1 pseudogene is annotated in these 11845 nt (G+C 75.2%); it reads right to left on the bottom strand.

The features are described 5' to 3' along the window. Nucleotides 1-25 precede the first annotated feature (25 nt). A pseudogene (locus ACGF13_RS34815) lies at nucleotides 26-11818 on the bottom strand (SDR family NAD(P)-dependent oxidoreductase); the annotation flags it as partial. Between the last annotated feature and the right edge of the window lie 27 nt (nucleotides 11819-11845).

Here is an 11845-nt window from a genome sequence, read left to right on the forward strand (position 1 = left end):
ACGGCGTGGACCGGTGCCCTGGTCATGCGGATCCCAACTGCCGGTCGATGTAGTCGAACACCTCGTCGTCGCTGGCCGCCTCGATCAGGTCGGGGGCCAGGTCGTCCACGTCGCCCGTGGGGCGGGCGGTGGTGGCCGGTGTCCCGCCGGGCAGCGGGCGGGACAGCACTTCCCGTATCCGGGCGGCGAGTTCGTCGCTGACGCCGTCCGGCGGCAGGGCGTCGAGCAGGGCCTCCAGGGTGTCGAGCCCGGCCCGGACCGCCGCGTCGCCCGTCGGGCGGGCGGCGGTGGCCCGCTCGGCGAGGTGGCGTGCCAGTGCCTCCGGGGTGGGGTGGTCGAAGACGAGCGCGGCCGGCAGCCGCAGCCCGGTCGAGGACACCAGCCGGTTGCGCAGTTCGACCCCGGTGAGGGAGTCGAAGCCGACGTCCTTGAACGGGCGGGCCGGGCGGATCTGGTTCGGCGAACTGTGGCCGAGCACCGCTGCGGCGTTGCCGCGCACCAGATCGAGCAGGGTCCGGTACAGCTCGGCCTCGGGCAGCTCGGCGAGCTGCCGCGCCATCGAGCGGGCCGGCGCCGCAGCAGAGGCGGAACCGGTACGGGCGGGGCGGACCAGGCCGCGGAGCACGGCGGGCAGTCGGTCGTCCGCCCGCAGCACGGACGGGGCGATCCTGGCCGCGAGCCGGTAGGCGTACGGGGAGTCCAGTGCCGCGTCGAACAGGGCGAGGCCCTCCGCCGAGGTCAGCGCGCCCGCCCCGGCGCCCCGGCCCGCGGTGACCGCGGCGGTCATCTCGCTGCGCTCCTCCCACAGGCCCCAGCCGATGGACAGGCCGGGCAGCCCCTCGGCCCGGCGTTCGGCGGCGAGGGCGTCGAGGACCGCGTTGGCGGCGGCGTAGTTCGCCTGCCCGGCCGCGCCGAACTGGGCGGCGCCCGAGGAGAACAGGACCAGCGCCGCGAGGTCGAGGTCCCGGGTGAGTTCGTGCAGGGCCAGCGCCGCGTCCGCCTTGGGCCGCAGGACGCGGTCGAGCCGGTCCGGAGTCAGCCCCGCGATCGTGGCGTCGTCCAGGACACCGGCCGCGTGGACGACGGCGGTGAGCGGGTGCGCGGCGGGCACCGACCCGAGCAGGGCGGCGAGCGCGGCGCGGTCGGCGACGTCGCAGGCTGCGACGGTCACCGACGCCCCGAGCCCGGTCAGTTCCCGTACCAGCTCCGGCATACCGTCGGCGGATCCGCCCCGGCGGCCGGCCAGCAGCAGGTGCCGGGTGCCGTGCGTGACGACCAGATGCCGGGCCAGGAGCCGTCCCAGGGTGCCGGTGGCCCCGGTGACCAGGACAGTCCCTTCGGGGTCCGGCGAAGCGGGCAGCAGCAGGACGTTCTTGCCGACGCCCCGGGCCTGGCTGAGCGAGCGCAGGGCGGCCGGGGCCTGCCGGACGTCCCAGCCGGTGACGGGCAGGGGACGCAGCACTCCCCGCTGGAACAGGTCCAGGACGTCGGCGAGCATCTCGCCGATGCGCTCCGGACCGGCCTCCATCAGGTCGAACGCCCGGTAGCGCACCCCGGGATGCTGCCGGGCGACCGTCTCGGGGTCGCGGACGTCGGTCTTGCCCATCTCCACGAACCGGCCGCCGTTCGGCAGCAGCCGCAGACCGGCGTCGACGAACTCCCGTGCCAGGCTGTCGAGTACGACGTCGACGCCCCGCCCGCCGGTGGCCGTCAGGAACGTCTCGGCGAAGTCGGTGGTACGGGTCGAGGCGATGTGCGCGGCGTCCAGTCCGCCGGCCCGCAGGACGTCCCACTTGGTGGGGGAGGCCGTCGCGAACACCCGCGCACCGGCGTGCCGGGCGAGTTGCACCGCCGCCATGCCGACCCCGCCGGCCGCGGCGTGGACCAGTACCGATTCCCCGCGCCGCAGTCCGCCGAGATCGAACAGACCGTAGTAGGCGGTGAGGAACACCACCGGCACGGATGCGGCACGGGCGAAGGACCAGCCCGCCGGTATCCGGGCGACGGTACGGCGGTCGGCGACGGCGGTCGGGGCGAACGCGCCCCCGAAGATCCCCATCACCCGGTCCCCAGGTACCAGGTCGTCCACACCCGGGCCCACCTCGATGACGGTTCCGGCGCCCTCGCTGCCCAGGCCCTGCTGTTCGGGGTCGGGGTCCAGGCCGAGCGCGGCGATGACGTCGTGGAAGTTCAGCCCGGCGGCGCGCACCGCGATCCGTACCTCACCCTTGCCCAGCGGGGCGAGGGCCGCCGGAGCGGGTTCCGCCGCGATGTCCTCGAGGGAGCCCCGGCCGTCGGTGGTGAGCCGCCAGGCGGCGCCGTCCGGCAGGGACAGCGTGCCGTCCGGCCGTCCGCCGCGGACCAGCCGCGGCAGCAGCGGCGGGCCGGTCCGCAGCGCCAGCTCGGGTTCCCCGGTGGCGAGCGCCGCAGGCAGGGCTTCCGCCGGCTCGCCGGTCCCGGCCGCGTCGATGAGGACGAAGCGCCCGGGGTGCTCGGCCCGCGCGCTGCGCACCAGGCCCCACAGGGCGGCCTGGGCGGGATCGACGGGACGGTCGACCGGTCCGGTACGGACCGCGTCCCTGGTGAGCAGGGCCAGCCTGGCCGCGGCGAACCGCTCGTCGGCCAGCCACTGCTGCACGAGGGCGAGGCCCTGGTGTGCGGTGGCCCGGACCCGGTCGGCGGGGTGGGGCAGGTCGGCGGTGGCGATGGCCGCCACGATCACCTCGGGGAGGGTGGCGCCCGCCTCGAGGGCGGCCCCCAGGGCGCCGATGTCCTGCCATGACACCGCGCCGGGGACGGCACCGCCGAGGGCGGCCCAGGTGGGCACGGCGCTGTCGGCCGGGTCGGTGGCCGGGGTCCAGTCGAGGCGGTACAGCAGGTCGGCGTGGGCGGTCGCGGAGAGCGGCCCGCCGGCGGCCGGAGGCCGCAGCAGCAGGGACTCCACGCCGAGCACCTGCCGTCCGGACAGGTCGTGGGCGTGCAGGGTCACGGTGTCCGGCGCGTCGGTGGTGAGCCGCACGCGCAGCGTGGTGGCCCCGGTGATCCCGCTGGTCACGCCGTTCCAGCTGAAGGGCAGCCGGGCCCGGCCGTCCTGGTCGGGCAGCAGTGCGGCGATCTGGAGGGCCGCGTCCAGCAGCGCGGGGTGCAGCACGCATCCGGCGGCGTCGGCGTGCTGCGGCTCCGGCAGCACCACCTCGGCGTACACCTCGCCGCCGCGGAGCCACGCGGCACGGATGCCGCGGAAGGCGGGGCCGTAGTGGTAGCCGGCCTCGGCGAAGCGCTCGTAGAGATCGCCGGTGTCCACGGGTTCGGCACCGGACGGCGGCCAGCTCAGCAGGCCGGCCGCGGCTCCGGCCGGGTCCCCGGCGGGCCGGGGTGCCAGGGTGCCGGTGGCGTGCTCGGTCCAGGGCGCGTCGGCGTCCCGTGTCGTACGGGCGAACACGCCGAGCCTGCGCCGACCGTCGCCGTCGGGTGCGGCCACCCGGAGCTGTAGGTGGACGGCTCCCTCCTCCGGGAGCACGAGCGCCGATCCGAGGGTGAGTTCCTCGACCACCGGGCAGTCCGCCTCGGCCCCGGCGCGCAGCGCGAGTTCGAGAAACGCCGTGCCGGGGAAGAGGACGACGCCCGACACCGCGTGGTCGGCGAGCCAGGGGTGGGTACGCAGGGAGATCCGGCCGCTGAGCAGCAGCTCGTCGGAGTCCGCGACCTGCGTCGCCGCACCGAGCAGCGGGTGCCCGGTCGTGGCGAGACCCGCCGAGGCGACGTCCCAGCTCGTGGTCGGAACGTCGAGCCAGTAGCGGCTGCGCTGGAAGGCGTAGGTCGGCAGCTCGACACGCCGCGCCCCCGGGAACGCACCCGACCAGTCCACCCCCAGCCCGCGCTCCCACGCACGGCCCACCGCCCGCAGCACCTGAGCCAGGCCGCCCTCCCCGCGACGCAGTGTCCCCAGCACCGCGGCATCCACACCCGCGGCCTCCACCGACTCTCCCACCGCGACCGACAACACCGCGTGCGGGCTGGACTCCACGAAGAACCGGAAGCCCTCCCCCAACAACGTCTCCGTGGCCTTCCCGAACTCGACGGTCTCCCGGAGATTGCGGTACCAGTACTCCGCGTCCAGAGCCTTCGTGTCGAGCCAACCACCCGTCACCGTCGAGAAGAACGGCACCGAACCCGAGACAGGAACGATGCCGGCCAGATCGGAGAGCAACCGCTCACGGATCTCCTCCACATGCGCGGAATGCGACGCGTAGTCGACCTCGATCACACGCGCCCGCACCCCCTCACCCGTCAGCCCGTCGACCAGTGCCGTCACCGCGTCCGCGTCACCCGACACCACCGTCGACGACGGACCGTTCACCGCCGCCACCGACAACCGGCCCGCGATCCGCTCCCGCACCGCCTCGACCGGCAGAGGCACCGACGCCATGCCACCACGGCCCGCCAACACCCCCACCGCACGGGACCGCAACGCGACCACACGGGCCCCGTCCTCCAGACTCAGACCGCCCGCCACACAAGCGGCAGCGATCTCGCCCTGGGAGTGGCCCACCACGGCATCGACCGTCACCCCGAAGGAACGCCACACCTCCGCCAGTGACACCATCACGGCCCACAACACCGGCTGCACCACATCGACTCGCGCCAGCAGAGCCTCCGAACCCAACGCCTCCGTCAACGACCAGTCGACGTAAGGCGCCAGCGCCCGCTCGCACTCCGCCATCCGCCCCGCGAACACCTCCGACTCACCCGACAACTCCGCGGCCATCCCCACCCACTGCGAACCCTGACCCGGGAACACCAACACCACCCGACCGGAAACCAACCCGCCGCCGGGCACCGCAGCACCCTGTGACAGCGCGGCCAGGTGCTCGGCGAGGTTCTCCTCCGTGCCCACCAGCACCGCGCGGTGTCCCAGCGCGCTGCGGCCCGTGGCCAGGGAGAAGGCCACGTCCACGGCGCGGACGCCCGACCCGTCTCCGATCCGGGCCGACAGCGCCGCGGCCTGGGCGCACAGCGCCTCCGGAGTGCGCGCCGAGAGGAGCAGGGGGACGGCGGCGGGTACGGTCCCCGGTGTCCCGGACCCGTCGACGAGCCCGTCCGCGGGGGCTGTCGGGTCGGTCGGGGCCTGTTCGAGGATGACGTGGGCGTTGGTGCCGCTGACGCCGAAGGAGGACACCCCCGCCCGGCGCGGACGGCCCGTGTCGTCCCACGCACGGGCCTCCGTCAGCAGCCGGCCGGCGCCCGCGGACCAGTCGACCTCGGGCGTCGGACCGTCCACGTGCAGCGTCTTGGGCATCACGCCGTGCCGCAAGGCGAGCACCGACTTGATGACCCCCGCCACACCGGCGGCAGCCGAGGCGTGTCCGATGTTGGACTTCAGCGAGCCGATCCACACCGGCCGGTCCGCAGGCCGGTCCTGCCCGTACGTCGCCAGCAGCGCCTGCGCCTCGATCGGGTCACCCAACCGCGTGCCCGTACCGTGCGCCTCCACCACGTCCACCTCGGACGCCGTCAGCCCCGCGTCCGCCAGCGCCGCCCGGATCACCCGCTGCTGCGACGGACCGTTCGGCGCCGTCAGACCATTGCTCGCACCGTCCTGGTTCACCGCCGAACCACGGATCACCGCCAGCACCGGATGCCCGTTGCGCCGCGCATCCGACAACCGCTCCACCAGCAGCATGCCCGTGCCTTCGCCGAAGGCGGTACCGTCGGCCGCCGCGGCGAAGGACTTGCAGCGGCCGTCCGGAGCGAGTCCGCCCTGTCGGCTGAACTCGACGAACAGTTCGGGGCTGCACATCACGTTGACGCCGCCGGCCAGGGCCAGCGAGCATTCGCCGGATCGCAGCGCCCGTACCGCGAGGTGCAGGGCCACCAGCGAGGACGAGCACGCGGTGTCCACGGTGACCGCGGGGCCTTCCAGGCCGAAGAAGTAGGCCAGGCGTCCGGAGACGACGCTTCCCGAGTTGCCGGTGCCGAGGAATCCCTCGACGTCCTCGGGGATGTAGGGCAGCAATCGGGCCGCGTAGTCCTGCTGCATCAGGCCGACGTACGTGCCGACCGGGGCTCCGCGCAGGGTGGACGGGTCGATGGCCGCGCGCTCGAAGAGTTCCCAGGTGGTTTCCAGGAGCAGCCGCTGCTGCGGGTCCATGGCCGCCGCCTCGCGCGGCGAGATGCCGAAGAACTCCGCGTCGAAGTCGGCCGCGTCGTGGAGGAAGCCGCCGTCGCGGGTGACGGAGGTGCCGATGCGGTCGGGATCGGGGTCGTAGAGCGTGTCCAGGCTCCAGCCCCGGTCGGTGGGGAACCCGGAGATGCCGTCGCGGCCCTCGGCCAGCATCCGCCACAGGTCCTCGGGTGAGCGGACATCGCCGGGGAGGCGGCAGGCCGCGGAGACGATCGCGATCCGGTCGTCGTCCGCGTCCCGGTTCCGGTCGGCCGACCCCGCGGGTACGGCGGGCATGACGGCCCTGGCCGCTTCCGTGTCCGTGAGTCCGGCGCCCAGGAAGTCCGCGAGCGCGGCCGGGGTCGGGTGGTCGAACACCAGGCTGGCGGGAAGCCGCAGGCCGGTGGCGGCGTTCAGGCGGTTGCGCAGTTCCACCGCGGCCAGTGAGTCGAAGCCCAGTTCGCGGAAGGCCCGTCCGGGGTCGAGGGTGTCCGGGGAGGCATGGCCGAGGACCGCAGCCGCGTGGGTGCGGACGAGTTCGACGAGCAGCCGGGTCCGTCCGGTGCCGTCGAGGGCCGCGAGGCGCCGGCGCAGGGCGTTGTCGTCGGCCGTCGCCTGCGCGGCCGTGGCCGCCCGGCGCGGCGGTGTGCGCACCAGGCCGCGCAGCAGCGGCGGCAGAGTGCCCTCCGCCGCCGCGGACCGCAGGGCCGCGGTGTCGAGGCGCATCGGGACCAGGGCGGCCCGGTCCACGGTGAGGGCGGTGTCGAAGAGCGCGAGTCCCCGCTCGGTGGAGAGCGGCGGCATCCCGGACCGGGCGAGGCGTCGTACGTCGTCCTCGTCCAGGTGTCCGGTGAGGGCGCTGGCCTGCTCCCACAGGGTCCAGGCCAGGGCCTGGCCGGCCAGGCCCGCCGCCCGACGCCGGACGGCCAGGGCGTCGAGGAAGGCGTTGGCGGCGGCGTAGTTGGCCTGTCCGGGGCCGCCGAAGGTGCCTGCGGCCGAGGAGAAGAGCACGAAGTGCGTCAGATCGAGGTCGCGGGTCAGTTCGTGCAGGTGGAGGGCGGCGTCGACCTTGGGGCGCAGCACGGCGTCCACCCGTTCGGGGGTGAGTGCGGTGACGACGCCGTCGTCGAGGGTGCCCGCGGTATGGACCACGGCGGTCAGCGGGTGCGCGGGCGGCAGGTCCGCGAGTACGGCGGCCAGGGCGACCCGGTCGGCGGCGTCGCAGGCGACGATGGCGGTCTCGGCTCCCAGCGCGGCGAGTTCGGCCCGCAGTTCGTCGGCTCCGGCGGCGGCCGGGCCGCCGCGGGAGAGCAGGAGCAGGTGCCGGACGCCGTGCCCGGTGACCAGGCGGCGGGCGACGTGGGAGCCGAGCAGGCCGGTGCCGCCGGTGATGAGGACCGTGCCGTCCGGGTCGAAGGCCCGGAGGGGCCCTGCCGCGTCGTCCGAGAGGTCCGGGTCGTTCCTGAGGACCCGGGCCAGCCGGGGTACGCGGACGTCGTCGCCGCGGACCGCGGACTGCGGTTCTCCCGAGGCGAGGGCCGCGGCGACGCCCGCGGAGGTGCCGTGCTCGTCGTCGGCGTCGAGGTCGAGCAGGGCGAAGCGCCCGGGGTGTTCGGAGCGGGCCGAACGGACCAGGCCCCAGAGTGCGCTGTGCGCGGGGTTGCGTACGTCCTCCCCCTCCCCGGCGCTGACCGCACCCCGGGTGGCGAACACCAGGCGGGAGCCGGCGAAGCGGTCGTCGGCGAGCCAGGTCCGGACGTCGCTGAGGGCCTGGTGGACGACCGCGCGGACCACCGCAGCCGGTCCGGCCGCGTCCGCGGGCTCCGCGCAGACGAGCAGGACCGTTTCGGGCACCGGAGCTCCGGCGTCGACGGCGGCCAGCACCGTGGCCAGGTCCGCGGTGCGGTGAACGGGTGCACCGCTGCCGCGCGGGGGTGTGGTGACCCACTCCGTCGCATAGAGGTCCTGGTGGCGGCCGTGGGGGGCGCGGTCGGCGCCGAGGCTGACGGTGCCCGCGGGCCGCAGGACCAGTGCGTCCACGGTCGCCACGGGGGCGCCGGTCGCGTCGGCGACGGCGAGCGTCACCGCGTCGGGCCCGGCCGGGGCGAGCCGGACGCGGATCGCGTCGGCGCCGGCGGCGTGCAGGGTCACGCCGTTCCAGGAGAACGGCAGCCGTCCCTCGGGGTGGGCCTCCGCGCCGGGAGTGCCGGGCACACCGGTGGCGTGCAGGGCCGCGTCCAGCAGGGCCGGGTGCAGGCCGAAGCGGGCGGCATCGGGTGCGGGCCCAGCGGGCACGACGGCCTCCGCGAACAGCTCGTCGCCGCGCCGCCAGACCGCGTTCAGGCCCTGGAAGGCGGGACCGTAGGCGAATCCGCCCGCCGCGAAGCGGTCGTACAGTCCGTCGAGGGCGAGGAGTTCGGCGCCGGGCGGCGGCCAGGGCATCGGCCCGTCGGCCTCGGCGCCTTCCGCGCCGTCCTGGGCCAGGACGCCTTCGGCGTGCCTGGTCCACTCGTCGCCGTCGGGGTCACCGTCGACGGGTGTGTCCGGCCGGGAGTGCAGGCTGAGCGGGCGGTGGCCCAGGGAGTCGGGGGCGCCCACGGTGAGGCGCAGCACGGTGCCGCCGTGTTCGGGCAGCACCAGGGGGGCCTCGAGGGTGAATTCCTCGACCCGGGGGCAGCCGACGCGGGCTCCGGCCTGGAGCGCGAGTTCCAGGAAGGCGGTGCCCGGGAGCAGTGCCCGGCCGCCGACGGCGTGGTCGGCGAGCCACGGGTGGGTGCGGGCCGACAGGCGGCCGGTGAGGAGCAGGCCGTCGCTGTCCGCGAGGACCACGACGGCGCCCAGCAGCGGATGGTCCGCGGGGGTCAGTCCGGCAGAGGTGACGTCGCCGACGGGCGCGGCGCCCTCCTCCAGCCAGTACGGGTCGCGTTGGAAGGCGTAGGTGGGCAGTTCCACCCGTCCGGGGCGGCGGTCGGCGAAGACGGTGTCCCAGTCCGGGGAGACTCCGCGCAGGTGGAGCTCGGCCAGGGACTCGGTGAACCGGCGCGGGCCGCCGTCGTCGCGGCGCAGGGTGCCCACGGCGGTGGCGTCGGCGCCCGCGTCCTCGGCGGTCTCCAGGACACCGACGGTGAGGACGGGGTGCGGGCTGCTTTCCAGGAGGACCTGGTAGCCGTCGGCGAGCAGGGCGCGGGTCGCCTGCTCGAAGCGGACGGTCCCGCGGAGGTTGCGGTACCAGTAGTCGGCGTCCAGGGCGGTGGTGTCCTCCAGCAGGCCGCCGCTGAGGGTGGAGTAGAAGGGGACGGCGGACGGGCGGGGGGTCAGTCCGTCGAGCCGGGCGAGCAGTTCGGTGCGGATGTCCTCAACGTGGGCGCTGTGCGAGGCGTAGTCGACGGGGATGCGCCGGCTGCGGATGTCCAGCGCCGTCGTCCGGTCGAGGAACGCGTCGAGCGCGTCGGTGTCGCCGGAGACCACGGTGGAGGCGGGTCCGTTGACGGCGGCGACGGCGAGCCGGCCGTCCCAGGGTGCGAGGTGTTCGGCGACCTGTTCGGCGGGCAGGGCCACCGAGGCCATGCCGCCGCGGCCGGACAGGGCGCGGATGGCGCGGCTGCGCAGGGCGACGACCTTCGCCCCGTCCTCCAGGCTCAGCGCTCCCGCCACCACGGCGGCGGCGATCTCGCCCTGGGAGTGGCCGATGACCGCGCCGGGGGTGATGCCGTGGGAGCGCCACAGTTCGGCCAGGGAGACCATGACGGCCCACAGCACCGGCTGCACCACGTCGACGCGTTCGGCCGACGGGGTGCCGGGAGCGCCGCGCAGGACGGCTTCCAGGGACCAGTCGACGAAGGGGGCCAGGGCACGCTCGCAGTCCGCGATGCGGGCGGCGAAGGCGGGGGCGGAGTCGAGGAGTTCGACGGCCATGCCGGCCCATTGGGATCCCTGTCCGGGGAACACCAGGGCGACTTCGCCGCCGGTTCCGGCAGTGCCGAGGACCAGGCCGGGGGCGGTGCGGCCGGCCACCAGGGCGTCGAGGCCGGCCCGGAACTCGTCGGGGTGGGCGCCGATCAGGACCGCCCGGTGCTCGTGCGCGGCGCGGGTCGTCGCGAGGGCGTGGCCGACCTCGGCCGGGCCGGGTCCGGGGTGGGCGTCGAGGTGGTCGCGGAGCCGTGCGGCCTGGGCGCGCAGCGCTTCGGCGGTGCGTCCGGAGAGCACCCAGGGGAGGACGGCGGGGGCGGCGGGTTCGTCCGCCGGTTCGTCGGCCTGTTCCAGGACGGGTTCGTCCGCCTGTTCCAGGACGACGTGTCCGTTGGTGCCGCTGACGCCGAAGGAGGACACCGCGGCCCGGCGCGGCCGTCCGGTCTCGGGCCAGGGGGTGTTCGCGGTGACCAGGCGTACCGCGCCCGCGGTCCAGTCGATCTGCGGGGACGGGTCCTGCGCGTGCAGGCTGGGCGGGACGGTACCGTGCCGCATGGCGAGGACGGTCTTGATGACGCCGCCGACGCCGGCCGCCGCCTGGGTGTGCCCGATGTTGGACTTCAGCGAGCCGAGCAGCAGCGGCTGCCCGTCCGCGCGGTCCTGCCCGTAGGTGGCCAGCAGGGCCTGGGCCTCGATCGGGTCGCCCAGCGGGGTGCCGGTGCCGTGCGCCTCGACCACGTCCACATCGGCGGGGGTGAGTCCGGCGTTGGCCAGGGCGTGGCGGATGACGCGCTGCTGGGCGGGGCCGTTGGGGGCGGTGAGCCTGCTGCTGGCGCCGTCCTGGTTGACGGCGGTGCCGCGGATCAGGGCGAGGACCGGGTGGCCGTTGCGCCGGGCGTCCGAGAGGCGCTCCAGCAGGAGCATGCCGACGCCCTCGCCCCAGCCGGTGCCGTCGGCGGCGGCGGCGAAGGACTTGCAGCGGCCGTCCCGGGCCAGGCCGCCCTGGCGGCTCATCTCCACGAACGGAACGGGTGTCGACATGACCATCGCGCCCCCGGCCAGGGCCAGGGTGCAGTCGCCGGCCCGCAGGGCTTGGGCGGCGAGGTGGATGGCGACCAGCGAGGAGGAGCAGGCGGTGTCGATGCTGACCGCCGGGCCCTCCAGACCGAAGGTGTAGGCGACGCGGCCCGAGGCGACGCTGTCGGAGCTGCCGCTGCCGACGTAGCCGGCCACGTCGTCGGGGACCTGGCGCAGCCGTACCGCGTAGTCCTGGTACATCACCCCGGCGAAGACGCCGGTCCTGCTGCCCCGCAGGGTCGCCGGGTCGATACCGGCCCGTTCGAACGCCTCCCAGGTGGTCTCCAGGAGGAGCCGCTGCTGTGGGTCCATCGCGAGCGCTTCGCGCGGGGAGATCCCGAAGAATCCGGGGTCGAAGTGCCCGACGTCGTCGAGGAATCCGCCCAGGGCGGTGTGGCTGGTGCCCTCGCGCAGTTGTTCCGGGTCGTCCAGGTGGTCCAGGTCCCAGCCCCGGTCGCGGGGGAAGCCGGTGATGGCATCGGTGCCGTCGGTGACCAGGCGCCACAGGTCCTCGGGGGACCGTACGCCGCCGGGGTAGCGGCAGCTCATCGCGACGACCGCGATCGGTTCGCGGCCCGCTTCCTCGGCCTCGGTCAGGCGCCGGCGGGTGTGGTGCAGGTCCGCCGTCACGCGCTTGAGGTAGTCCCTCAGCTTGTCGTCGTTCACCATTGGGGGCCGCCGTCCTGGTTCGCGGGT

It is taken from the genome of Kitasatospora sp. NPDC048286 (genome assembly GCF_043201735.1).
Lineage (GTDB): Bacteria > Actinomycetota > Actinomycetes > Streptomycetales > Streptomycetaceae > Kitasatospora.